General features: G+C 72.6%; 20 protein-coding genes and 1 pseudogene. 13 read left to right on the top strand and 8 right to left on the bottom strand.

Annotated features, from left to right (window positions below):
* Positions 1–166 precede the first annotated feature (166 nt).
* Positions 167–532 carry a holo-ACP synthase gene (locus tag ACGFNH_RS17830; RefSeq protein ID WP_393655390.1) on the top strand — a complete coding sequence of 122 codons (366 nt, stop codon included), beginning with the start codon at positions 167–169 and terminating at the stop codon, positions 530–532.
* A 56-nt stretch (positions 533–588) separates the two neighbouring features.
* Here ACGFNH_RS17830 and ACGFNH_RS17825 read toward each other — a convergent pair whose 3' ends face one another.
* Both ACGFNH_RS17825 and trxA read right to left on the bottom strand, forming a co-directional pair.
* Positions 589–981, bottom strand: coding sequence for a DUF6059 family protein (locus ACGFNH_RS17825; protein WP_393654690.1), 393 nt, complete (start codon positions 979–981; stop codon positions 589–591).
* Between the two features lie 604 nt (positions 982–1585).
* Positions 1586–2038, bottom strand: coding sequence for a thioredoxin (gene trxA, locus ACGFNH_RS17820; RefSeq protein ID WP_393654688.1), 453 nt, complete (start codon positions 2036–2038; stop codon positions 1586–1588).
* A 164-nt stretch (positions 2039–2202) separates the two neighbouring features.
* Between trxA and ACGFNH_RS17815 the strand changes: the two genes are divergently transcribed.
* Positions 2203–3636: a dihydrolipoyl dehydrogenase family protein gene (locus ACGFNH_RS17815; protein WP_393654686.1), complete on the top strand. Its 1434-nt coding sequence runs from the start codon at positions 2203–2205 to the stop codon at positions 3634–3636.
* Between the two features lie 164 nt (positions 3637–3800).
* Here the strand turns inward: ACGFNH_RS17815 and ACGFNH_RS17810 are convergent, their stop codons facing one another.
* Positions 3801–4277 (bottom strand): GNAT family N-acetyltransferase, encoded by a 477-nt coding sequence (locus ACGFNH_RS17810; RefSeq protein ID WP_393654684.1) that lies wholly within the window; start codon positions 4275–4277, stop codon positions 3801–3803.
* A 116-nt stretch (positions 4278–4393) separates the two neighbouring features.
* On the opposite strand from ACGFNH_RS17810, the gene ACGFNH_RS17805 reads away from it, so the two are divergent.
* Positions 4394–5215, top strand: a complete 822-nt coding sequence (locus ACGFNH_RS17805; protein WP_393655388.1) for an exodeoxyribonuclease III — start codon at positions 4394–4396, stop codon at positions 5213–5215.
* 100 nt (positions 5216–5315) lie between these two features.
* Entirely contained in the window at positions 5316–5822 is a 507-nt protein-coding gene (locus ACGFNH_RS17800) for a DUF309 domain-containing protein (RefSeq protein ID WP_393654682.1), read from the top strand.
* A 171-nt stretch (positions 5823–5993) separates the two neighbouring features.
* Here the strand turns inward: ACGFNH_RS17800 and ACGFNH_RS17795 are convergent, their stop codons facing one another.
* The 3 genes from ACGFNH_RS17795 to ACGFNH_RS17785 form a co-directional block, all read right to left on the bottom strand.
* Entirely contained in the window at positions 5994–6227 is a 234-nt protein-coding gene (locus ACGFNH_RS17795; protein ID WP_393654680.1) for a DUF2277 domain-containing protein, read from the bottom strand.
* Between the two features lie 261 nt (positions 6228–6488).
* Positions 6489–6887, bottom strand: coding sequence for a nuclear transport factor 2 family protein (locus tag ACGFNH_RS17790; protein WP_393654678.1), 399 nt, complete (start codon positions 6885–6887; stop codon positions 6489–6491).
* Positions 6888–7128: 241 nt separating this feature from the next.
* Positions 7129–7917, bottom strand: a complete 789-nt coding sequence (locus ACGFNH_RS17785; RefSeq protein ID WP_393654676.1) for a MerR family transcriptional regulator — start codon at positions 7915–7917, stop codon at positions 7129–7131.
* Between the two features lie 161 nt (positions 7918–8078).
* On the opposite strand from ACGFNH_RS17785, the gene ACGFNH_RS17780 reads away from it, so the two are divergent.
* The 4 genes from ACGFNH_RS17780 to ACGFNH_RS17765 all read left to right on the top strand — a co-directional run bounded on the left by ACGFNH_RS17780 (position 8079) and on the right by ACGFNH_RS17765 (position 11997).
* Positions 8079–9680, top strand: a complete 1602-nt coding sequence (locus tag ACGFNH_RS17780; RefSeq protein ID WP_393654674.1) for a flavin-containing monooxygenase — start codon at positions 8079–8081, stop codon at positions 9678–9680.
* Positions 9677–10651 carry an alpha/beta fold hydrolase gene (locus ACGFNH_RS17775; RefSeq protein ID WP_393654672.1) on the top strand — a complete coding sequence of 325 codons (975 nt, stop codon included), beginning with the start codon at positions 9677–9679 and terminating at the stop codon, positions 10649–10651. The genes ACGFNH_RS17780 and ACGFNH_RS17775 overlap by 4 nt, the downstream gene beginning before the upstream one ends.
* Complete coding sequence (locus ACGFNH_RS17770) at positions 10648–11544, top strand: SDR family oxidoreductase (RefSeq protein WP_393654670.1); 897 nt, start codon at positions 10648–10650, stop codon at positions 11542–11544. Before ACGFNH_RS17775 ends, ACGFNH_RS17770 begins: the two co-directional genes overlap by 4 nt.
* 135 nt (positions 11545–11679) lie before the next feature.
* Positions 11680–11997: a hypothetical protein gene (locus ACGFNH_RS17765; protein ID WP_393654668.1), complete on the top strand. Its 318-nt coding sequence runs from the start codon at positions 11680–11682 to the stop codon at positions 11995–11997.
* Between the two features lie 147 nt (positions 11998–12144).
* On the opposite strand, the gene ACGFNH_RS17760 is transcribed toward ACGFNH_RS17765, so the two are convergent.
* Entirely contained in the window at positions 12145–15465 is a 3321-nt protein-coding gene (locus tag ACGFNH_RS17760) for a S41 family peptidase (RefSeq protein WP_393654667.1), read from the bottom strand.
* Between the two features lie 163 nt (positions 15466–15628).
* Between ACGFNH_RS17760 and ACGFNH_RS17755 the strand changes: the two genes are divergently transcribed.
* Together ACGFNH_RS17755 and ACGFNH_RS17750 are read left to right on the top strand one after the other, a co-directional pair.
* Positions 15629–16225, top strand: coding sequence for a TetR/AcrR family transcriptional regulator (locus ACGFNH_RS17755; protein ID WP_393654665.1), 597 nt, complete (start codon positions 15629–15631; stop codon positions 16223–16225).
* 120 nt (positions 16226–16345) lie between these two features.
* On the top strand, positions 16346–18601 hold the full coding sequence (locus ACGFNH_RS17750; protein ID WP_393654663.1) for an MMPL family transporter: 2256 nt from the start codon (positions 16346–16348) through the stop codon (positions 18599–18601).
* A gap of 171 nt (positions 18602–18772) precedes the next feature.
* Here ACGFNH_RS17750 and ACGFNH_RS17745 read toward each other — a convergent pair whose 3' ends face one another.
* The gene (locus tag ACGFNH_RS17745) at positions 18773–20842 is read right to left on the bottom strand and encodes a DHA2 family efflux MFS transporter permease subunit (RefSeq protein ID WP_393654661.1); all 2070 of its coding nucleotides are present in this window, start codon (positions 20840–20842) and stop codon (positions 18773–18775) included.
* A 302-nt stretch (positions 20843–21144) separates the two neighbouring features.
* Between ACGFNH_RS17745 and ACGFNH_RS17740 the strand changes: the two are divergent.
* From ACGFNH_RS17740 to ACGFNH_RS17730, 3 genes and pseudogenes are all read left to right on the top strand, one after another.
* A pseudogene (locus tag ACGFNH_RS17740) lies at positions 21145–22361 on the top strand (energy-coupling factor ABC transporter permease).
* Between the two features lie 3 nt (positions 22362–22364).
* Positions 22365–23126, top strand: coding sequence for a cobalt ECF transporter T component CbiQ (cbiQ, locus tag ACGFNH_RS17735; protein ID WP_393654659.1), 762 nt, complete (start codon positions 22365–22367; stop codon positions 23124–23126).
* Positions 23114–23902 (top strand): energy-coupling factor ABC transporter ATP-binding protein, encoded by a 789-nt coding sequence (locus ACGFNH_RS17730; protein WP_393654657.1) that lies wholly within the window; start codon positions 23114–23116, stop codon positions 23900–23902. The genes cbiQ and ACGFNH_RS17730 overlap by 13 nt, the downstream gene beginning before the upstream one ends.
* Positions 23903–23922: the final 20 nt, after the last annotated feature.

Below are 23922 nucleotides of genomic sequence, written 5' to 3'. Positions count from 1 at the left end.
TTCGAGCAGCCGTCGAGCCGGTGGTGACAGCCTCACCCGCATGCGAAGCGACGACATGGCCGAGGCGGCTCGGAGCGGCGGATTTCTGACGGGCATCGGCAGGTGGCTGACCTGGCTCCTGCCCTATCCGCTCGCCACTCCTCCGTCTCCCCCGCCTCCGCCGCAGATCGTGGGCGTGGGGATCGATGTGGCGGCGATAGCCCGGTTCGGCCTGGCCCTGGAGCGCAATCCGGGCCTCGCCGACCGGCTGTTCACCCACGAGGAGCGGGCGCTCCCCTCGGGTGCGCCGCGCGGTACGGCGTCCCTGGCGGCGCGGTTCGCGGCCAAGGAGGCCCTCGCCAAGGCGCTCGGTGCGCCCGGCGGGCTCCGCTGGCACGACTCGGAGGTACGGACGGAGCCGGGAGGCCGCCCGACACTGCATGTCCGAGGCAGCGTCGCCGCCGCTGCCTCCCGGCACGGCATCACGTCATGGCATCTGTCGCTCACCCACGACGCGGACGTGGCCTCGGCCGTCGTGATCGCGTCGGCCTGATCCCCGCACGGGGAGAGCCGGCAGAGCCCTCGGTGTCCTGAGTGTCCTCAGTGCCCTCAGTGTCCACAGTGCTCTCCAGTGTCCGTGACGCCATCCGCCGTGTACGCGTCGCGCTCCCACAGGTCCTCCAGCCGTCGCCACGCTGCCCGCTCCGGCCGGGAGAGCGTGGCGACCGGGACCAGACGTTCGGGATGACCGGGCGGCGGCATACCGTCACCAGGCGTGGTGAGGCCGGTCCTTCTGGCAGCCGTGCCGCCGTCGGCCCTGTCCCTGGAGGCACTGTCCCCGCCGGCCCTGTTCCCGTCGGCCGTGTCACTGGCGGGCGCTGTCGCGGGGCCGAAGCCGTAGCACTCGGCGGGGGTGTACGCGCCCAGGCACTGGCCGACGGCGATCAGCCCCGTCGTCAGATGCTTCCCCGCCCGCCGCAGCCAGTCCGGTGTCTGCCACACGCCTGCCTCCCCTTCGCCGACCTCAGGGGGCGGAGCCCACCCCAGGGCCGGGCCTGTGTCCACCCGGTCCCGGCGACGAGGCTAGGAAGGCGACCTCGAAGGTGGGTGGAGGGCGGGAACCGACGCACCGTCAGCGTTCCAGCGGCTGACCAGCGTCTCTCGAGTCCGCAGGGGCACAGTGCATGACGGGGGGCGCGCCCACGGCCTGGCGCGCCCCCTCGGCGGCGGGCGGAGCGCAGTGTCTTCCCCCGTGGCGCAGTGCTTCACCCGCCGCTTCGCTCGTTCCGCGTCCGGGAGTGTCCGTCTCCGCAGGCATCCGAACCGGCCCGGGTTCCTCCGATCCCGGAACCCGATCCCGGAACCGATCCCGGTCCCGGAACCCACAGGGGCCCGTGGGGAATCCGTTGGGATCCCACACGCCGACCAGGGGCACCCGGGACCCCGAGCTCCGGGGCCCGGGACCCCGGGCTCCGGACCCTGGACACCCGGACCCGGAAGCCCGGACCCGAGCAGTCCGGACCCCTGGAAGCCCGGACCGGAAGGCCGACCCGGAAGCCCGGATCTCAAGCCCATTGCCCCGGAACTGCCGACCCGCGGAGTGTCCTCAGGCGGAGGCGGAGTCCGGAGCGCCCGAACCCGGAGCTTCGTTGCCCGCAGCGGCGGCGTCCTGCCCCGGAGCCTGCCCCTGGGCCTGTGCCGCCTGCTGCTCGGCGACGGACTCGTGGACCTGCTTCATGTCCAGGGCGCGGGCCTGGCCGATGACGTCTTCAAGGGCTGCTTCGGGCAGTGCGCCGGGCTGGGCGAAGACCGCAACGTTCTCCCGGACGATCATCAGGGTCGGGATCGACCGGATGTCGAACGCGGCTGCCAGCTCCGGCTGCGCCTCGGTGTCGACCTTGCCGAACACCAGGTCCGAGTGGCGCTCCGCGGCTTCCTCGTAGACGGGCGCGAACTGACGGCAGGGGCCGCACCAGGATGCCCAGAAGTCGATGAGGAGGAAGTCGTTCCCGGAGACGACGTCGTCGAAGTTTTCCTTGGTCAGCTCGACCGTACTCATGTGCTCTCTACCTGCTTCCGAATCTCGTCGGCGGGCTGTCCGCTCGGGGCAACAGGGGGGAGCCTGTCCGTATTCCAGAGATTCATGTGGCCGAGTTCCCTCAGCGGCGGAAGGATGGCAGGAGCGACCATGGTCATCCTTCCCGAGCCGAGAGGCGGATCCCCATGCAGGAGGACGCGTACGACGTGATCGTGCTCGGCGCAGGACCGGTCGGCGAGGTGCTCGCCGGGCGTACGGCGGAGGCCGGTCTGCGCACGGTGATCGTCGAGAGCGAGCTGATCGGTGGCGAGTGCTCCTACTGGGCCTGCATGCCCAGCAAGGCGCTGCTCCGCCCGGCCGCCGCGCTCGTCGAGGCCCGGGCGGTCGCGGGGGCGCGCCAGGCCGTGGACGGGGGCCTCGACGCGTCCGCCGTGTTCGCGCGCCGCGACGGCTTCACCCACCACTGGAAGGACGACTCCCAGGTCGACTGGCTCGATTCGGCCGGCATCGACCTCGTACGGGGCCGCGGGCGCTTCACCGGCCCGCGCCAGGTCACCGTCGACACCGCCGACGGGAGCCCCCGGACGCTGACCGCGCGCCATGCCGTCGCCGTCTGTACGGGGAGCCGGGCCGTGGTGCCGAACCTGCCGGGAGTCGCGGAGGCCGAGCCGTGGATCAGCCGCGACGCCACCAGCGCGCACGAAGTACCGCGGCGGCTCGCGGTCGTCGGCGGCGGTGTCGTCGGCGTGGAGATGGCCACCGCCTACCAGGCGCTCGGCTCCCAGGTGACCATGCTCGTCCGGGGCGAGGGGCTGCTGCCGCGGATGGAGCCGTTCGCGGGGGAGTTCGTCGCCGAGGCGCTGCGCGAGGCAGGCACGGACATCCGAATCGGGGTCTCGGCCACCGCCGTACAGCGGGAGGCGCCGGGTGGTCCCGTCACGGTGAGCCTGGACGACGGCGGTGAGGTGGTCGCCGACGAAGTCCTCTTCGCGACCGGGCGCGCGCCGCGCACCGGCGACATCGGCCTGGAGACGATCGGCCTGGAGCCGGGGGCCTGGCTGGAGGTCGACGACACCTGCCGGGTCACGGCGATGGACGACGGCTGGTTGTACGCGGTGGGCGACGCCAACCACCGTGCGCTCCTGACCCACCAGGGGAAGTACCAGGCGCGGATCACAGGCGGAGTGATCACCGCCCGCGCGCAGGGCAAGGAGGAGCTGGACACCCGGCCGTGGGGCGCCCACGTGGCGACGGCGGATGCGGCGGCCGTTCCCCAGGTGGTGTTCAGCCTGCCGGAGGTCGCCGCGGTCGGGCTGACGGCGGCCGAGGCCGAGCACCAGGGCCGCAGGACGAAGGTCGTCGACTACGACCTGGGGCAGGTGGCCGGCGCCTCGCTGTTCGCCGACGGCTACCGCGGCAGGGCCCGGATGATCGTCGACCTCGACCGGGGCCATCTGATCGGGGCCACCTTCGTCGGGCACGGGGTGGCCGAGCTGCTGCAGTCGGCGACGGTGGCCGTGGCGGGCGAGGTGCCGGTCGAGCGGCTGCTGCACGCCGTCCCGGCGTACCCGACGGTGAGCGAGATCTGGCTCTGGCTCCTGGAGACCTACCGGAGCTGACCGGCCCGGCGGCCCGGCGGCCCGGCTGCGCGACGGCCGCGTGACGCGAGAGGTGCGGGGCACCCCCGCGGCCGGGCGCGAAGGGGACCCGGCCGTGCGATGAGCCCCTGACCATCCGCGGGGCCCGACCACCCTCCGGGCTCACGCCACTGGCTCGACCCCCGTCATGGGGTGAGCGGCTTGGCGTAGCAGCGGCTGTCCTCGTACTCGCGGTAGCAGCCGAACTTCTGAGCCGTGGTGTAGCCGGACGAGGTGTAGAGCCCGATGGCCTCCGGCTGCTTGGTGCCGGTCTCCAGGACCATGCGGACACGGCCCGCCGACCGTGCGCTGTCCTCCAGGGCGGCCAGGATCCGGCGGGCCAGGCCCCGCCCCCGCGCGTCCGGCACCACGTACATGCGCTTGATCTCGGCGTCGCCGTTCGCGTAGCCCTCCCCGTTCGCCTCCTGGGCGCGCCAGCCGCCGGACGCGACGGCCTCCGTGCCCTCGTACGCGATGAGGTAGAGGCCCAGCGGTGGGTCGAACTGGGCAGGATCCAAGGGCGTCATGTCGCCGTCGCCGTACCGCACGGCGTACTCGAGCTGCACCTGGTCGTTGAGCTTCAGCGCGTCGGGATGGTCGAAGCGCACGGTACGGATCTGCATGACCGCCATCGTAAGGAAGCGCGGCAGCGGGCGGACCGGGCGGACCGGGCGGTGGGGCGCGGACAGCCCTGGCCGGAGCCTGCTCCACGCTCCCGTAGGGTGCCGTGGTGCTCAGTGTGACAAGCGTGAACGTGAACGGGCTCCGCGCCGCCGCCAGGAAGGGCTTCGTGGAGTGGCTGGCGGACACCTCCGCCGATGTGGTCTGCCTCCAGGAGGTCCGGGCCGAACCCGGCCAACTCCCGGACGCCGTACGGGAGCCGGAGGGCTGGCACGTGCTGCACGCCCCGGCCGCCGCCAAGGGCCGGGCGGGGGTGTCGCTCTACTCGCGGCGCGAGCCGGAAGCGATGCGGATCGGCTTCGGCTCCTCGGAGTTCGACGGCAGCGGACGGTACGCGGAGATCGACCTGCCGGGGGTGACGGTGGCGAGCCTCTACCTCCCCTCGGGCGAGGTCGGCACCGAGCGGCAGGAGGAGAAGGAACGCTTCATGGGCGAGTTCCTGCCGTATCTGAAGGAGCTGCGCGAGCGGGCCGCGGCTGGGGGCACCTCCCATGGCGGCTACGGGGGAGGCCGTGAGGTGCTGGTGTGCGGCGACTGGAACATCGCCCACCGCGAGGCCGACCTGAAGAACTGGAAGGGCAACGTCAAGAACTCCGGCTTCCTGCCGGAGGAACGCGCCTGGCTGTCCCGGGTGTTCGAGGAGGCGGAGTACGCGGACGTGGTGCGGCAGCTCCACCCGGACGCGGTGGGGCCCTACACCTGGTGGTCGTACCGCGGGAAGGCCTTCGACAACGACAGCGGCTGGCGCATCGACTATCACGTGGCGACGCGAGGGCTCGCGGAGCGCGCGGTGAAGGCCGTCGTGGAGCGGGCGCCGAGCTACGACCTGCGCTGGTCCGACCACGCACCGGTGACGGTGACGTACGGGACCCGGCACTGAGGCGCTCGGCAACGGCGCCGGCCGCCCGCAGAGCGACTCCCACGTGCCGGCCGCCGGGCCGGGTGGGCGCCCGCCGCCGGGGACCAGGCACCATGGAGCCGTGAGCGAGACCAGATCCAGTGGCCCGGGCCGCGACCGCGACGAGGGCGGACGCGCCCGCAATGCCAGGCCGCGTGACGGCCTCGGGCGCCCGCTGCCCTACGGCGAGGACGGCGTCGAGCGTCAGCCGGAGGGCGTCGTACGCACCCCGGGCGAGACGCTCGCCGAGGCACAGGAACTGCTGGACGACGGCATGCCGTTCCACGCGCACGAGGTCTTCGAGGACGCCTGGAAGTCGGCGTCCGAGCCGGGCGAGCGGGCGCTGTGGAAGGGCCTGGCGCAGCTCGCCGTCGGCGTGACCCATGCCGCGCGCGGCAACGCGCGCGGCGCGGAGTCGCTGCTCCGCCGGGCTGGCGACGCCATCGCGCCGTACGGGTCGGTGCGCCCGTACGGCATCGACGCCGACGGTCTCGCGGACTGGGCCCGCGGCGCGGCGGACGCCATCGCGGGCGGTGCCTCCACGAACGCGGCAACGCTCAACCCGCCGCGGTTGCGCTCGCGCGGCTGACGCGGGGCGGGCCTGCGCCGGACCGGACGCGCCGGACGCGCCGGGCCGTCGGGCCCATCGGCCATCGCCCGCCCGGCCTGCCGGGCGGCCCGACGCGGCGCGGGAGGCACTCGGGCAGCCGGGCTTCCGCGTCGGCCGGGCCGTTGGCGGCCCGGTGCCGCTCGGCGTCGCTCAGGTCTTCGCGCTCCCACGGGAGGCGGAGCCGCGGACGACCAGGTCGTCCAGGAGCTGGCGCGTCGAGTCGGCCACCGAGGCGACCGCCTGGTCGAAGACCTCGCGGTTGTGCGCGGCCGGGTGCTGGAAGCCGGAGACCTTGCGGACGTACTGCAGGGCGGCGGCTCTGATGTCGTCGTCGCCGACGTCGTCCATCTGGGGCGGGCGGAGAGTCTTGATGCTGCGGCACATGCCCCCAGTGTGCTCCTCCGGTACGGCCGTGGAGACCGGTTCCGCCCGGGACGGCGAATCCCGGCCGGTCCGTCGGCACCGACCGCCGCGGGTGGGCCGGTCCCGGCTCCGGCTCCGGCCCGCACGTCGGCCAGGGCCTCGGCTCGGGCCCCGGCCCTTGGCCCCGCTTCGGGCCACCGCCACCCTGCCTCCCGCTCCTGCCTCCCGCTCCTGCTTTCCGACCTTGGCCTCCCGACCTTGGCCTCCCGATCCCGCACGCGCTCAGGGCGTCATCGCGGCCAGCAGCGGGGCGCGGTCGAAGAACACCTCGTTCCTCGTGATCAATCCGTCCCTGAGCGTCACCGTGCACACCCCGTCGCACGCCACGACCGTGCCGCCGGCCGGGATCTCCGCGTGCCAGTAGTTGAGGAAGCCGCCGCGCAGGGGCCGGACGTCGGTGTTCGTCCAGACCCAGTCCGGGTAGCGGGCGAGGAGCCGGCGGAAGTAGGCGAGGATCTCGTCGCGGCCGCGTACGCCCTGTGGCACCGCGGGGTCGCTGTAGACGGCGTCGTCGGCGTAGAACGCGGTGAGCCGCTCGGGGTCGTTGCCCGTCCAGGCGGGCAGCCATCGCGAGGTGAACGCGCGTGCGTCGGCCTCGGCAAGTCCGTCAAAGCTCTCCACGGTCGGCCTCGTCTCCAGTTCCCAGGTCGTCACGATCGCCGTGCGGGTGCCCGGGCGGATTCCCGCCCTGCACCCCCGGCCCTTGCATATCCAGCTCCCGCACCCTCGGCCCCTGCGTCCCAGCCCCTGCGTCCCCGCCCGGAGGCCGGGTCTCGCAGGCAGCCCAGCACAGCCCAGCCCGCACAGCCAGGCTCGGCCCGGCTCACGCAGCGGCGGCGGACCGCCCTGCCCCGTAACCAAGTTACTGGCCGGTCGCCCCGTTCGTGGAGTCCTTCGGCAGGCTGCCCAGTTCGCTGCGTATCCGCCGGTCCATCGCCATGGACAGCTCCGCGTCGATGACCCCCTTCGCGATGGGCCTGAGGCGTTCGACGACCGCCGCGACGTCCGGCGAGGCGGGCAGGACGTGGGTGCGGACGAGGCCGGTGAACAGTCCGGCGAGCTCGTCGGCGTGGGCGCGGACCTCGCGGGCCGCGGCGAGGACCGAGGCCAGGGGGACGCCCTGGCCGACCAGTTCGCTCGACGCGTCCAGGAGGCGGCGGCTGACGTGCACGACCTCGTCCCCGTCCACCGCCACGTAGCCCAGGGCGAGCGAGGCCGCGAGGTTCTCCGGGGTGACGTCGCCGGCGAAGTAGTCGGCCAGTTCCTCGGGGGTGAGACGGACCGGGGTCTCCTCGGACCAGTGGGCGGCCGTTCCGCCTTCCAGGCCCAGGAGTTCGCCGACGTCCCGCCCGGCCTCGAAGGCGCCGATGAGTTCGGCGATGCCGCCGAGGGTGTGCCCGCGGTCGAGCAGTGCGGCGATCGTCCGCAGCCGGGCCAGATGGTGTGCGTTGTACCAGGCGATCCGGCCTTCGCGGCGCGGCTCGGGGAGGAGTTTGCGCTCGCGGTAGAAGCGCAGGGTGCGGACGGTGATCCCGGCCTCCTCGGCCAGCTCCTCGGCGCGGTACTCGCGGGTGCCGGCGTTCGGTGCCGTGGCACCGCCCGCTGCCTCGGCCGCCGCCGCCGCTTCCGCTGCTTCCTGGTCCTTCGCCACGGCAGCAGCCTATGTCGGCATACGGGCGTGCAGGCACCCCAGGTGCAACCCGCGGTAACTTCCGGTGCGCGACCCCTACCCATCAGTATCGTCCTGCTCTACTCTCCGGAACGTTGCCAGTGATTGCTGGCACTGTCTTACAGGGGCTGGGAGGCAGCGGCATGGCCGGGCGGAACCATGACCAGGGCAGCGGGCGAGCGCAGGGGCGCGACCACGTACGGGTGGCGGTGATCGGGTCCGGTTTCGGCGGACTGGGTGCCGCGGTGCGGCTCCGCCGCGCAGGGCTGACCGACTTCACCGTCCTGGAGCGGGCCGACGCGGTGGGCGGCACCTGGCGGGACAACACCTATCCCGGCTGCGCGTGCGACGTGCCCTCGCATCTGTACTCGTTCTCCTTCGCGCCCAACCCCGAGTGGCCCCGGAACTTCTCCGGCCAGCCGCACATCCGCGCGTACCTGGAGAAGGTCGCCGACACCTTCGGACTGCGCCCGCACATCCGCTTCAACTCCGAAGTGCTGAGCCTGCGGTGGGACGAGGGGGCGCTGCACTGGGAGATCGGGACCGCGACCGGCCGGCTCACCGCGGACGTCGTCGTCTCCGCGACGGGGCCGCTCTCCGACCCGAAGATCCCCGAGGTCCCGGGCCTGGACTCCTTCCCCGGCAAGGTCTTCCACTCCTCGCGCTGGGACCACGACTACGACCTGCGCGGCAAGCGCGTGGCCATGGTGGGCACGGGCGCCTCGGCGATCCAGATCGTGCCCGCGATCCAGCCGGACGTGGACCGCCTCACGCTGTTCCAGCGCACCCCGCCCTGGGTTCTGCCGCGCATGGACCGGCAGATCAGCGCGCTCGAACGCCGCCTGCACGCCGCCCTGCCGGCCACCCGGGCCCTGCGCCGCGGGATGCTCTGGGGCCTGCGCGAACTCCAGGTCAGCGCCTTCACCAAGCGTCCGAAGCAGCTCGGGTTCATCCAGTCCCTGGCCACATCCCATATGCGCAAGGCCATCAAGGACCCGGTCATGCGGGCGCAGCTCACGCCCGACTACCGCATCGGCTGCAAGCGCATCCTGCTGTCCAGTGATTACTACCCGGCCCTCGCGCAGCCGAATGTGGGGCTGGTCGCCTCCGGCCTGACGGAGGTCCGCGGCTCGACGCTGATCGCCGCCGACGGCAGCGAGACCGAGGCCGACGCGATCGTCTTCGGCACCGGCTTCCGCGTCACGGACATGCCGATCGCCGAGCGCGTCACCGGCGTCGGGGGCAGGACGCTGGCGGAGGCGTGGAAGGACGGGATGGAGGCGCTTCGCGGTGCGAGCGCGTCCGGCTTCCCCAACTTCATGACCATCATCGGCCCCAACACCGGCCTGGGGAACAGCTCGATGATCCTCATCATCGAGGCCCAGCTGAACTACATGACCGACTACCTCCGGCAACTCGACATCCTGGGCGGCAAGGTGGCACTGGACGCCCGCCCCTCGTCCGTCCGCGCCTGGAACCGGCACATCCAGGAACGCATGAAGCGGACGGTGTGGAACACCGGTGGCTGCGACAGCTGGTACCTGGACGAGAACGGCCGCAACACCACCGTCTGGCCCGGCACCACGGGCGAGTTCCGTCGCGTCACCAAGCAGGTGGATCTCGCCGAGTACGCCGTGCTGCGCCCCGGCGGGGGTCCCGTACCGGCGGAGGAGGGCGCCGTGGCCGAGGGGTGCGAGGCGGCCGAGGACGGATCGCTCGTCGCGGCGGGGGAGGATGCCCGATGAGCCGTCTGCTCCAGCGCACCCCGGGCCCGTACGACCCGCCCGTGGCGGTCCGCGAGCTGACCGCCGTATCCGCCGACGGCGCCCGGCTGCATGTCGAGACGTACGGGCCCGAGGGCGCGCCCGCTGTCGTCCTCGCCCACGGCTGGACCTGTTCGACCGCGTTCTGGGCCCCGGTCGCCCGCGAACTCGCCGCCGGTTTCCGGGTGATCGCCTACGACCAGCGCGGGCACGGCCGCAGCCCGGCGGCCTCGCCCGCGGGCTACACCACCACCGTCCTGGCCGACGACCTCGACGCGGTGCTCGGGGCGGCCCTCGAACCCGGGGAACGCGCCGTGCTCGCGGGGCACTCCATGGGCGCGATGACCTTCATGGCCGCCGCGGAGCGGACCGCGTTCCGCGCCCACGCCGCCGCAATCCTGCTGTGCAGCACGGGCAGTTCGCGCCTGCTGGCCGACTCGCGGGTGCTGCCGCTGCGCAACGAGCGCATCCGCACCCGGGCGCACCGTGCGCTGCTCGGCTCGCGCCTTCCGCTCGGCCCGGTCACGTCACCGGCCCGGCGGATACTCAAGTACATGACGATGGGTGCCGACGCGACGCCGGAGATGACCGCGGCGTGCGCCCGTATCGTGCACGCTTGCCCGCCCCGCGTACGCGCCGCATGGGCCCATGTCCTCGGCGAACTGGACCTGGAAGCGAACCTGGGTCGGCTGACGGTGCCGACCGCGGTCCTCGCGGGCACGGCCGACCGGCTCACCCCGATCGTGCACGCGCGGCGGATCGTGGCCGCGCTCCCCGACTGCGTCGGATTCACCGAGTTGGCCGGGCGCGGCCACATGACCCCGGTCGAGCAGCCGGACGCCGTCGTCGGCATGATCCGCGAACTCGTCCGCGATCACCTGGCCGCCGGGGGCCCGCCCGCGGTCGCACAGGACGAACCGACCAGTGCCAAGGTCAAGGAGGAGACGTCATGAGTGCCCGTACACCTCTGGAGGGGCGGGTCGCGGTGGTGACCGGCGCGGCGCGCGGCGTGGGCGAGTTGCTGGCCCGCAAACTCGCCGCGCGCGGCGTGAAGATCGCCCTGGTCGGCCTGGAGCCGGACGAGCTGCGGCGGGTCGCCGACCGGTTGCCGACCGAGTCCATGTACTGGCACGCCGATGTCACCGACAGCGAGGCCATGGCGCAGGTCGCCGCGGAGGTCCGTGAGCGCTTCGGCCGGACCGACATCGTCGTGGCCAACGCCGGTGTGGCGACGGGCGGTCCGTTCCCCGACTCCGACGCGCGGTCCTGGAACCGGGTCGTCGAGGTCAATCTGCTCGGCAGCGCCGCCACCGCCCGCGCCTTCGTGCCCGCGCTGCTGGAGAGCCGCGGCTATCTGCTGCAGATCGCCTCGCTCGCCGCGCTCAGCCCGGCGCCGATGATGTCGGCCTACTGCGCGTCCAAGGCGGGCGTCGAGGCCTACGCCCACTGCCTGCGGGGCGAGTTGGGCCACAAGGGTGTCAAGGTCGGTGTGGCGTACCTGAGTTGGACCGACACCGACATGGTGCGCGGGGCCGACGAGGACGATGTGATGCGCGAGTTGCGGCAGCGGCTGCCCTGGCCCGCCAACCGCACGTATCCGCTGGGGCCGGCCGTCGACCGGATCGTCGACGGCGTCGAGCGCCGCTCCGCGCATGTCTACGGGCAGTGGTGGCTGCGCGGGATGCAGGCGGTCCGCGGCTATCTGCCGGGCATCGTCGCGACCGTGGGACAGCGCGAGATGCGCCGGATCGAACCGAGGCTGGCCGAGAGCGGCGGGATGCGCGGAGGGCTGGTGGGCGCAGGCGGTGCGGCGGACGAGAAGACACGTGCCGAGCACGGCGCGTAGCGCTGCGTGCACCAGCGCTGAGCTGCGCCTTGTCGCTCTCCGTAGCGAGTTTTGGGCGTAGAAATGCGAAGAGTGTCCACCCATGTCACGCTTGTCCGGGGCTCAAGCCCCCTCACCCAGCGAGGAGTGACATCGATGGCCATCAAGGACCAGTTCCACGACAAGGCGGAGCGCATGGAGCGCGCCAAGCAGAACAAGCAGGGCGGGGACCAGGGCGAGAAGTCCGACCGCGAGCGCCAGAACCCGCAGCGCGGTTCGCAGCCGCAGCGTGGTTCGCAGCCGCAGCGCGGTGGCCAGCAGCCCCAGCGTGGTTCGCAGCCCCAGCGTGGTTCGCAGCCGCAGCGTGGTGGCCAGCAGCGGCCGCAGGGCAAGCCGGGCGAGCGCTCCCAGGAGGGTCGCGAGCAGGGCCGTCAGGGCTCCTTCGACGACATGCAGGGCGAGTCCCACAGCTGAGGCGGGTGACGGGGCCGGTGCGCAGGGCGCACGGCTTCCTCGGCCTTCGGGGAAGGGGCGCACCCCCGGCGGGTGCGCCCCTTCTTCAGGTACCGGCCGCACTCCCGGATGCGGCACAGTCCGCCCCGCCGTACGCCCCTACGCGCCTCAGTTCCCGTCGCGCGGCGGCAGTTCGGGCCGGTGCAGGTCCGGCACGTCGGAGTGGTCCGGCGGGCCCTTGGCCGGGTGCCGCTCCAGAAGTTCCAGCGCGAGCTCCACCGCGTCGTCGAGTTGCCGGTGGCGCCCCTCGGCCCAGTCGAGCGGGGTGCGGTCCACCTCGATGTCCGGCTCCACCCCGTGGTTCTCCACGCCCCACCCGTACCCCTCGAACCATGCGGCGTTCATCGGCACCGTGATGACCGTGCCGTCGCCGAGCCGGTGCCGCCCGGTCATGCCGACCACCCCGCCCCAGGTCCGCAGGCCCACCACCGGCCCCAGGCCCAGGAGTTTGATGGCCGCGGTGATCATGTCGCCGTCGGAGGAGGTCATTTCGTCCGCGAGCGCGACGATCGGACCGCGCGGGGCGTGGGAGGTGTAGGACACCGGCTGGGCGTTGCGCGTCAGGTCCCAGCCGAGCACGCGACGGGTCAGCTTCTCGATGACCAGCTCGCTGATGTTGCCGCCCGCGTTGCCGCGGACGTCCACGATCAGTGCGTCGTGCGCCATCTCCTTCCGCAGATCGCGGTTGAACTGCGCCCAGCCCGAGCCGCCCATGTCGGGGATGTGCAGATAGCCGCACCGGCCGCCGCTGGTCTCGCGTACGACCTCGCGCCGCTTGTTCACCCAGTCCTGGTAGCGCAACGTCCGCTCGTCGATGAGCGGTTGGACGGCGATGCGCCGCGGCGGGCCCTCGCCTCCGGGAGGCAGGAAGGTCAGCTCCACGGTCGTCCCGCCGGCCGCGGTCAGGAGCGGGTACGGCCCCGCCACCGGATCCACCGGACGCCCGTCCACCTGCGTGAGGATCGAGCCTTCCCGGATGCCGGAACCGGCGAGCGGTGAACGCGCACGGGAATCGGAGGACTCGCCGGGCAGGATGCGCGCCACGGTCCACCGGCCGTCCGCCGTACGGCCGAGGTTGGCGCCGAGCAGGCCGATCGGCCGCTGGTAGTGCGGCGGTCCCTCGCTGCGCCGGCCGGGGCTGACGTAGGCGTGGGAGGTGCCCAGCTCACCCATCACCTCGCGCAGCAGATCGGCGAACTCGTCCGGGGACGCGACCCGTTCGACCAGGGGCCGGTACCGGTCCAGCACCCCGTCCCAGTCCACCCCGCACATCCCCGGGTCCCAGAAGTAGGCGCGGGCGATGCGCCCGGTCTCCGCGTACGCCTGCCGCCACTCCGCCGCCGGGTCCACCTGGTGCTGGATGCGCCGCAGGTCGAGGTGGACGGTCGAGTCGCTGTCGCCGGGCTCGATCGCCGGTACCGCGCGCAGCTCGTCGTCGTCGTCGAGCACGAGCCGGGTGCCGTCGCCGCTGAGGGCGAACCGGTCGAGATGGGTGACCAGTTCGGTGCGGCGGGCCCGGGCGAGGTCGAAGTGCTCCAGGGTCGGCTTGCCGGAGGTGTCGGCGGGGTTGGCGAAGGTCTCGCCCAGCGCACCGGAGATGGGCCAGCGCATCCAGACCAGTCCGCCGCCCGCGACCGGCTGGAGCGAGGAGTACTTGGACGCCGCGACGGGGAACGGCGTCACCCGGCTCGCCAGCCCCTCGGCCTCGACCGTCACGGTGCCGTCCCCCTGGGCCGAGGCGTCCGGGTCCAACCCCCCGGCGGCGGGGCGGCCTTCGGGGGAGAGGGCGAAGGGCGAGGGTGTCGCGGAGGACAGAGGTACGAGGTACGGGCGGCAGCCCAGCGGGAAGGACAGGTCACCGGTGTGCACGTCGTAGACGGGGTCGAAGCCGCGCCAGGAGAGGAAGGCGAGATAGCGCCCGTCGCGGGTGAACACCGGCTGCTCGTCCTCGAACCGGCCGTCCGTCACCTCGACGACTCCGCCGTCGGCCAGGCGGGCCATGCTGATCTGCCGGAGCGTGCGCCCGATGCCGGGGTGGGACCAGGTGATCCACTCCGAGTCGGGGGAGAAGGCGAGGTCGCGCACGGGCCCGTTGGCGGAGCGGACCACCTCGATGACCGGTCCAGGTTCGTGCACCGCCGTGCGTCCGGGCCCGTCACCCCCGCCGCTCGCTCCGTCGCCGTTCCCCTCCCCGCCGCCCTCGCTCGCGTCGACGATCAGCAGCCGTCCGTCGTGCGCCGCGACCGCGAGCCGCTCGCCGTCCGGTGACGCGGCCAGTTCGTGCACCCGGCCCAGCTCGCCGGCGGCGATCCGGCGCGGCTCGCGCGCGCTCCCGGCCCGGGGCAGGTCCGCGATCTCGATCGCGTCCTCGCCCTCCGCGTCCGTGACGTACGCGATCCGCCCGGAGGAGCCGAGCATCCTGGGGCGCCGGACCCGTACGCCCGGGGTGTCGGTGATCGTGCGGGCGGGGCCGTCGCGGTGGGTGAGCCAGTACAGGCTGCCGCGGACGCAGACCGCGCTCGCCCGCCCCGTGGCGTCCACGGCGAGGGAGGCGACGTGCGAGGCGGCCGGGATCTGGTAGATGCGCCGCCCGGTGCGCGGGCTGCCGAGCCGCAGGTCCAGCCGCCGCGGCACGCCGTCGGGCGAGAGGTCCTCGGCCAGCCACAGGTCGCCGGCGCACTGGTAGACCACGTGTGATCCGTCGGTCGAGGCGTGGCGTGCGTAGAACTCCGCGTGGTCGGTGTGGCGGCGCAGATCGGAGCCGTCGTGGGCGCAGGAGTAGAGATTGCCGGTCCCCTCGTGGTCGGAGAGGAACGCGATGCGGTCGCCGACGAACATCGGGCAGTCCAGATGCCCGCCGAGACCGGGCAGCAGCCGTTCGCACTGCAGGTACAGCCGTCCCGTCGCTCCGCCCCGGTAGCGCTTCCACGAGGCGGGCTCGTGCGGCGGCTTGCCCGTGAGCAGCAGGGTCAGATGCTCTCCGCCGACATCGGCGACCGCGATGTCGGCGATGGGGCCCCAGGGCAGCCGGCCGCCGGGCGAGCCGTCGGTGGGCACCTTGTAGCCCCAGGAGAAGTACGAGAAGGGCTGGCGGTGCGAGGCGACCGCGAGGATGTGCTCGTCGGGGCTCCAGCCGCAGACGCGGGTGTCGGTGCTGCCCCAGTAGGTGAGGCGTCGGGCGGGGCCTCCGTCGGTCGGTGCGAGATGGATCTCGGGGTCGAGGCTGCGCCACGTCGTGAACGCGATCCGGCTGCCGTCGGGGGAGAAGCGGGGGTGGCCGATCCGGGTCCGGTCGACGGTCACCCGCCAGGCCCGCTCCGCCGGTTCGCCCGGCGGAGCGATCGGGGCCACCCACAGGTCGTCCTCGGTGGCGAAGCAGACCAGGTTCTCGTGGACGTGCGGGAACCGGAGGTACGCACGGTCGCTCACCCCTCCAATGTCCGCGCCCGGTCCGGGGCCCGGCAACTCGTGACGCGGACCACATAGCGAAACGTTTGCGTTTCGATCGACCCGCCGCCTACTCTCGTTGTGTACGAAACGGTTTCGTGTCGATAGCGCGAGTGTCGAGAGTGGCCCGAGGAGGTGCACGCGGATGCAGACGGAACCGCGCCCCCAGGCGCGCCGCACCCGGCTCACCCCGGAGCGGGAGAGCGAGCTGTACGAGGCGGTGCTCGCCCTCCTGCGCGAGGTGGGCTACGACGCGCTGACCATGGACGCCATCGCAGCAAGAACCCGCTCCAGCAAGGCGACCCTCTACCGCCAGTGGAACAGCAAGCCCGAACTGGTCGCCCGCGCCCTGGGGCACATCCAGCCCGTCTCGCCCGCCGAAGTCGACACCGGCAGCCTGCGCGGCGATATGCAGGAACTGCTGGACTCCTCCGACGACGACCGGATGGAGATGGACACCGCACTCCTGCGCGGGCTCGCCCACGCCGTCTACCAGAACGAGGATCTCCACGCGGCGCTGCGCCGGTTCAAGATCCAGCCGGAGATCGACAGCATCAACGTGATGCTCCAGCGGGCCGTCGCCCGCGGTGAGGTCCCGGCCGACCTGCCCGCCCTGGAGTGGGTCCCGCAGTTGCTGATCGGCGCGTTCCTCACCCGTCAGCTGATCGAGGACCTTCCGGCCGACAGAGACCATCTCGCCCGCTTCGTCCACGCCGTGATCTTCCCCGTCCTCGGCGTCTGACCCCCCAGATCTCCCCGCACAACCGCATATCGGGTTCTCGCTCCGGCGCGCCGCTCTCGTCGCCGGGCCGGTACCGCACACCCTCATCGACCCCTTGACCCCACGGGAGCCCATCTCGTCATGGCCACATTCCTGTACAAACTGGGCCGGTTCGCCTTCCGCCGGCGCCACTTCGTCGCCCTCATATGGGTGGCGCTGCTGGTCGCCGTGGGAGTCGGCGCGGCCAGTGCGCCCGCCGCCACCTCCAACTCCTTCTCCATTCCCGGTACCGAGGCCCAGAAGGCGTTCGACCTGCTCGACGAGCGCTTCCCGGGCAGCAATTTCGACGGCGCCACCGGCCGTGTGGTCTTCAAGGCCCCGAAGGGCGAGAAGATGACCGACCCGGCCAACCGGTCGGCGGCGCTGAAGGTCGTCGCGGAACTCGGGGACGGCAAGCAGGTCGGCCATGTCACCGACCCGTACAAGGCCAAGGCCGTCAGCAAGGACCGTACGACCGCCTTCGCCCAGGTCTCGTACGACGTCTCTGCGTTCGAGCTCAAGGAGTCCACGCGCGAGGAGCTGAAGGACGCCGCGGACGACGGGCGCGACGCGGGCCTGACGGTCGAGATCGGCGGTGACGCCCTGGAGTCCATACCCGAGACCGGGGCCGGTGAGGTCATCGGTATCGCCGTCTCGGCGGTCGTCCTCGTCATCACCTTCGGCTCGCTCGTCGCCGCCGGAATGCCGCTCCTCACCGCGCTGATCGGGGTGGGCATCGGGGTCTCCTCGATCACCGCGCTCAGCAGCGCCCTCGATCTGTCCAGCACCACGGCCACCCTGGCGACGATGATCGGTCTCGCCGTCGGTATCGACTACGCGCTCTTCATCGTCTCCCGCTTCCGGGCCGAACTCCTGGAGGGGAACAAGCCCGAGGAGGCCGCAGGCCGCGCCGTGGGCACGGCGGGTTCGGCGGTCGTCTTCGCCGGACTCACCGTCGTCATCGCCCTCGTCGGCCTCGCGGTCGTCAACATCCCGATGCTGACGAAGATGGGCATGGCCGCCGCCGGAACCGTCGCCATCGCCGTCCTGATCGCCCTCACCATGATCCCGGCGCTTCTCGGCTATGCGGGCGGGCGCGTCCTGGGCCGCAAGACCCGCAAGAAGGCGGCCGCTTCGGCCCGCGAGGACGGGGAGCAGGCGGCGGGAGCCGCCGAGGAGAAGCCCAACCTGGGCACCCGTTGGGCCCGTTTCGTCCTGCGCCGCCCCGTGATGGTGCTGCTGGCCGGTGTCATCGGACTCGGCGCCGTCGCCCTGCCCGTCAGCTCGCTGGAGCTCGGTCTGCCCGACGACGGCGCGAAGCCGACCAGCACGACCCAGCGCAAGGCGTACGACACCCTGGCCGAGTCCTTCGGCCCCGGCGTCAACGGGCCGCTCATGCTGGCCGTGGACACCGCGGACAGCGACGATCCGAAGGCCGCCACCAAGCGTGTGGTGAAGACCGTCTCCCGCCTCGACGGTGTCGCTGCAGTCACCCCGGCCACCTTCAACAAGTCCGGCAACACCGCCATGCTGACGGTGATTCCGAAGTCCAAGCCCAGTGGTTCGGACACCGAGAACCTCGTCGCGGACATCCGGGACGCGGCGGACGGCCTCAGGGCGGACACCGGCGCGGACACGCTCGTGACCGGCACGACCGCGATGAACATCGACGTCTCGAAGAAGCTCAACGACGCGCTGGTGCCCTACCTCGGGCTCGTCGTCGGGCTCGCCTTCCTGCTGCTGATGGTGGTCTTCCGGTCCATCCTGGTTCCGCTCAAGGCGGCGCTCGGCTTCCTGCTGTCGGTCGTCGCCGCACTCGGCGCGGTCGTCGCGGTCTTCCAGTGGGGCTGGCTCGCCGATGTCTTCGGCGTCGAGCAGACCGGCCCGGTGATGAGCATGGTGCCGATCTTCATGGTGGGCGTCGTGTTCGGCCTGGCGATGGACTACGAGGTCTTCCTGGTGACCCGGATGCGTGAGGCGTACGTCCACGGCGAGCGGCCGGGCCAGGCCGTCGTCACGGGCTTCCGGCACGGTGCCCGGGTCGTCACCGCGGCCGCCGTCATCATGATCAGCGTCTTCGCCGGATTCATCGGCTCCTCCGAGTCGATGGTCAAGATGATCGGCTTCGGCCTGGCCGTCGCGGTCGCCTTCGACGCCTTCGTGGTGCGCATGGCGATCGTTCCGGCAGTGCTCGCCCTGCTCGGCAAGTCCGCCTGGTGGCTGCCGCGCTGGATGGACAAGGTGCTGCCGAATGTGGACGTCGAGGGGGAGCGGCTGCGGAAGCCGACCGCCGTGGAGACGGCGGACGGCCCGGCCGCGGCGGGGGACGCCGCGGACCCGGAGCTCAGCCGGGTCTGACCCACCGACGGTGCCCCGTGCCCGCTCGCCTCTCAACGGGCGGGCGGGCACGGCCCGTTGGGCACCAGGAGGCACGGCCCGGTGGGCACCGCGGCCTGCTCCGCAACCGCGTACGCCCCGTTGGGCACCGCGGCCTGCTCCGCAACCGCGTACGCACGGAGGCGGCGGGCGTCACACCGGTGTCCGCGCGTACCGTGCCTCGTCCTCTTCCAGGAGCTCCTCGGCCAGGTGGTCCAGCGCCCGGTCGAGCCGGGCCCGGTCGTCCGGGTCGCTGACGTCCCAGTCCTCCAGCTGGGCGTCGAGCCAGTGCCGCCAGGCGTGCGTGAGGCGGTCGATCTCGGACCGCCCGGCGGCCGAGAGACGCAGACCGCCGTCCGCGTCCCACGCCGCGACCCCCGCGTCCACGACCCGCCGGAACACCGGCTCCAGAACCTCCGCCGGCATCCTGTGGGCGGCGGCCACCGCCTCCGGGTCCGTACGCCGCCCGGCCCGGGACCGCCAGTGGATCTGGCCGAGCGCCCATGCCTCGCCCGCCGACAGCCCGCTGCGGCAGTCGGCGAGGAGCTGAGCGGTCAGCGGTTCCTCGGTCCTGCGCATCACCGCGGCGACGGCCCGCGCCAACTGCAGGTCCGTGTCCGGTCCGTCGGGCGCCGCGAACCCCTCGCCGATGTCCAGCGCCCCGGCCCGCGCGCTGTCCCGCAGCGGCACCTCCTTGAGGAACCAGGACACCAGGAACCCGGCGAGCGCGACCGGCACGACCCACAGGAAGACATCGTTGACGGTCTCGGCGTACGCCTTGATGAACGGGGCCGCCAGGTCCGCGTCCAGCCCGTGCAGCCCCTCCGGGTTCTGCACCACCGCATCCGGTACCCCCGGCGCCTCGGCGTGCGCCCGCGCGAGGTTGGGCTCCAGCCTGCCGCTGTAGAGGCTCCCGAAGATGGCTGTGCCGAACGCGGCGCCGAGCGTGCGGAAGAAGGTGACGCCGGACGTCGCGGCGCCCAGCTCGTGGTACGGGACCGTGTTCTGCACCGCGATCATCAGCACCTGCATGGTCAGCCCGATGCCGAGACCCAGCACGAACATGCACAGGGTCTCCAGCCACACACCCGTACTCACCCCCATCGTGGACATGAGCAGCAGGCCGAGCGTCATCAAGCCGGTGCCGATGATGGGGAACACGCGGTATCTGCCCGTACGGCTGACCACCTCGCCCGACAGCACGGCCGTCCCCAGCAGCCCGACCACCAGGGGCAGGGTGAGCACCCCGGACGCGGTCGCGGTGATCCCGTCGACGTACTGCAGATAGGTCGGCAGATACGTCAGGGCGCCGAGCAGCGAGAAACCGACGATGAAGCTGAGGATCGAGCAGACCGTGAACACCGGGTTCCGGAAGAGGTCCATCGGGATCACCGGCTCCTTCGCCCGGAACTCGGCGAAGACGAACGCGGTCAGCAGCGCGACCGAGACGGCGAGCAGCCCGATGACGATCGGCGAGTCCCACGCGTAGACCCGTCCGCCCCACTCCAGGGCGAGGACGAGGCCCGAGGCCCCCAGCGCGACCAGCACGATGCCCTTGTAGTCGATCACCGGACGCACCGCCGCCCGGACCGCGGGAATCGTCCGGGCCGCCATGACGACCATGACGACGGCGATGGGGATGTTCACGTAGAAGCACCAGCGCCAGGTGGCCTGGTCGGTGAGGAACCCGCCCAGGGTCGGGCCGACCACCGTGGTGATGCCGAAGACCGCGCCCAGCGCGCCCTGGTACCGGCCACGCTGCCGCAGCGGGATGACATCGGCGATCAGCGCCATGGCCGTGACCATGAGGCCGCCCGCCCCCGCGCCCTGGATCGCCCGGCCCGTGATCAGTACGGGCATGCTGCCGGCCACCCCCGCCGCGACCGAGCCGAGGACGAAGACGACCGCGCTGACCTGGAAGACCACCTTCCGCCCGAAGACGTCGCCGAACCGGCCGACCAGCACGGTCGCGACCGTCTCGGTGAGCAGGTACGCGGTCACGACCCAGGCCATGTGCCCCGCGCCGCCCAGCTCCGCCACGATCGTGGGCAGCGCCGTCGAGATGATCAACTGGTCGAGGGCGGCGAGCATCAGCCCGAGCACGATCGTCGCGAACACGGCGTTCGTCCGGCGCCGGCTCAGCGCGGGCGGCCCGGACGTCAGCGGCTCGGCGGAGCCCGGCCCGGCAGGCGGCCCGGCAGGCGGCTCGGCGGCCCTGGTCATGACTTCAGGATTCGGCCGTACGGGCCGGGCCGCCACCCAAGGGCTGTCCCGCCATCCCCGGCGCGGGACCGAGGCGATCCGGAAGGCACGGCCGAGAGGGCCGCCGGACCGGGGGCGTGCGGGGCGGAATGTGCTCGCTTTCGCGGCGTACCCGCTCTTGCAAAGGGTTCGCAGGTAGCGACTATCATCGAGCGGTTGACCGGAAACGCTCGACCGAAACGCTGCACTTCCCGCACCCCGGTGCACACAGCGCAGCCGCAGAAAGTACGACCCACGACGGATCGCAGGAGCGGAGACCCGCCATGCATGTCCCGGACGGATTCATCAACGCACCGGTGTCGGTGGCCACGGGGGTGGTCGCCGCAGCCGCGGTCGCCGTCAGCCTCCGCGGCGCCCGGCGCGAACTCGCCTCCGCCGACGGGCTCGGGGGCGAGCGCACCGCGCCGCTCGCCGGTCTCGTCGCCGCCTTCATCTTCGCCGTGCAGATGCTCAACTTCCCCGTCGGCGTCGCCACCAGCGGACATCTGCTGGGCGGCGCGCTCGCCGCGATACTCGTCGGCCCGTACACCGGCGTCCTCTGCGTCTCCGTGGTCCTGCTGATGCAGGGGGTGCTGTTCGCGGACGGCGGGCTCACCGCCCTCGGCGTCAACATCACCGTCATGGGCGTCGTGACGGTCGTCGTCGCCTACGGGCTCTTCCGCGGCCTGCTGAAGGTCCTGCCGCCGAGCCGCGGCTCGCTCACCGCCGCCGCCTTCGCCGCGGCCCTGGTGTCCGTACCGGCGGCCGCGGTCGCCTTCACCGGTCTCTACGCCGTCGGCGGCACCGCCGACGTGCCGATCGGCACGGTCTTCACCGCCATGGTCGGCGTCCACACCCTCATCGGCCTCGGCGAGGCGGCGATCACGGCCCTCACGGTGGGCGCGGTCGTCGCCGTACGCCCCGACCTGGTGTACGGCGCGCGCGGTCTCGCGCGGCCGCTCACGCTGCGCACCGCCCCCGCCGCGGTCCCGGCCGCGCCGGTCGCAGCCGACCGGAAGACGCCCGCACCGGTCGCCGCCGACCGCACCGTCGAGCCCGTCGCAGCCGACCGGAAGGCGGGCGCGGGCCGCCCGGGCACCCAGGAGACCGAGGAGCGGAACGTCTGATGGCCGCCAGCACCGACACCACCGGCAACACCCCCGCGCCCGTCCGCCGGACCGGCGGCGTCCGGCTCTTCTGGATCGTGGGCGTCGTCGCCACGCTCTTCCTCGCCGGCGTCGTCAGCTACTACGCCTCCGCCGAGCCCGACGGCCTGGAGAAGGTCGCCGCCGACCACGGCATCGACAAGAAGGTCGAGGACCATGCGGCCAAGGACTCCCCGCTCGCCGACTATCAGACCAAGGACGTCTCCGACGCCCGCCTCTCCGGGGGGCTCGCGGGCGTGATCGGCGTGGGTGCGACCCTGGCCGTCGGCACGGGCGTGTTCTGGGTGATCCGCCGTCGCCCGGCCGCGGGCTCCGCGGCGTCCGAGGAGGGCTGAGCGATGGGAGCCGGGCATGCGCACAGGCTCTACCGGCACGGCCGCTCGCCCGTGCACCGGCTCCCCGCGCACTGCAAGCTCGCCGCCGTCCTGGGCTTCGTCCTCACGGTCGTCTCCACCCCCCGCGAGGCGGTGTGGGCCTTCGGCGTCTACGCGCTGCTGCTCGCCGCCGTGGCGGCAACGGCCCGTATCCCGCCCGGATTTCTGCTGGGACGGATGCTCATCGAGGTGCCGTTCCTGGCCTTCGCCGTGCTGATGCCGTTCGTGGCGGGCGGTCCGCACACCGAGGTGGCGGGGATCTCGCTCAGCGAGAACGGGCTGTGGGGCGCCTGGAACATCCTCGCCAAGGGCACGCTCGGCGTCGCCGCCTCGGTGCTGCTGGCCGCCACCACCGAACTGCGGGAACTGCTGCTCGGTCTCCAGCGGTTGAGGATGCCCCCGTTGCTCGTCCAGATCGCCTCCTTCATGATCCGCTACGGCGATGTGATCGCCGACGAGATGCGCCGGATGCGTATCGCACGGGCCTCGCGCGGCTTCGAGGCGCGCGGGGTGCGCCATTGGGGCGTCCTGGCCAAGTCGGCCGGGGCGCTGTTCATCCGCAGCTACGAGCGCGGGGAGCGGGTGCACCTGGCGATGGTCAGCCGCGGCCATACGGGAACCATGCCGGTGATCGACGAGGTGACAGCCACCCGCGCCCAGTGGTCGTACGCCGCAGCCCTGCCCGTCGCGGCGCTCGCCGTCTGCCTGATGGGATGGACCCTGTGACAGTTCAGCACTCCGGCGCGGCGGACGCCCCCTCCCTGGAGGTCTCCGGTCTCGCCTACGCCTATCCCGACGGCCACCAGGCGCTCTTCGGCGTGGATCTGACCGTCGGGCGGGGCGAGCGGGTCGCGCTGCTCGGCCCGAACGGCGCCGGCAAGACCACGCTCGTCCTGCACCTCAACGGCATTCTCGCGGGCGGTGCCGGCTCGGTGCGCGTCGCCGGCCTGCCGGTCGGCAAGCGGAACCTCGCCGAGATCCGCCGCCGCGTCGGCATCGTCTTCCAGGACCCCGACGACCAGTTGTTCATGCCGACCGTCCGCGAGGACGTCGCCTTCGGGCCGGCCACGGCCGGGCTGCGCGGGCCCGAGCTTCAGGCCCGCGTCGTCACCGCCCTGGAGCGCGTCGGCATGGGGGACTTCGCCGACCGGCCGCCCCACCACCTCTCCTTCGGGCAGCGGCGGAGGGTGGCGGTCGCGACCGTGCTCGCCATGGAGCCGGAGATCCTCGTCCTCGACGAGCCGTCGTCGAACCTCGACCCGGCCTCACGGCGCGAACTGGCCGACATCCTCAAGTCGTTGGACGTCACCGTGCTGATGGTGACGCACGATCTGCCGTACGCGCTGGAGCTGTGCCCGCGGTCGGTGGTGCTCAGCGGCGGGGTGATCGCCGCGGACGGGCGTACCCAGGATCTGCTGTGCGACGAGGAGTTGATGCGCACGCACCGCCTGGAGCTGCCGTTCGGCTTCGACCCGCGGTCGGTGACGGCACCGACGGCGTGAACCAGGAGCCGGAGCGGGTC

Origin of the sequence: Streptomyces sp. NPDC048639 (genome assembly GCF_043199075.1) — a bacterium.
GTDB lineage: Bacteria > Actinomycetota > Actinomycetes > Streptomycetales > Streptomycetaceae > Streptomyces.
This window is presented reverse-complemented; position numbering and strand designations above follow the sequence as displayed.